Annotated in this window: 1 protein-coding gene; it reads left to right on the top strand. The window is 69.3% G+C overall.

The window, feature by feature from the left end:
* Nucleotides 1–61: 61 nt before the first annotated feature.
* Nucleotides 62–339: helix-turn-helix domain-containing protein (locus tag OSB71_RS24395; RefSeq protein ID WP_265950969.1), on the top strand; the 278-nt coding region annotated here is incomplete at its 3' end.

Genomic DNA, 339 nt, shown 5'->3' with positions numbered 1-339 from the left:
TGAGTCGGTAGTTCAGTGGCGGTTGTAGGGTTGGGGGATGCCGGGTCCGAAGCCGTTGTCGTTGGAGTTGTCCGAGCGCGAACGCCGGGTGCTGCGGGGCTGGTTGCGCAAGCAGACCGCTTCGCAGGCGCTGGTGTTGCGGTCGAGGATCGTGCTGGCGTGTGCGGACGGCGCGTCGAACGCTCGCGTCGCGGATGACCTGGGGATCTCGCGGGAGACGGTGCGGAAGTGGCGCTCGAGGTTCGTCGCGGACCGGCTGGAGGGTCTGGTGGACCGGCCGCGTTCGGGGGCGCCGCGTAGGATCACCGACGAGCAGGTCGAGGCCATGGTCGCCAGGAC

The sequence above is a fragment of the Streptomyces marinisediminis genome (assembly GCF_026262575.1).
Taxonomy (GTDB): domain Bacteria; phylum Actinomycetota; class Actinomycetes; order Streptomycetales; family Streptomycetaceae; genus Streptomyces; species Streptomyces marinisediminis.
The sequence above is the reverse complement of the archived record's forward strand: the minus strand, read 5'-3'. Positions and strand labels throughout refer to the sequence as shown.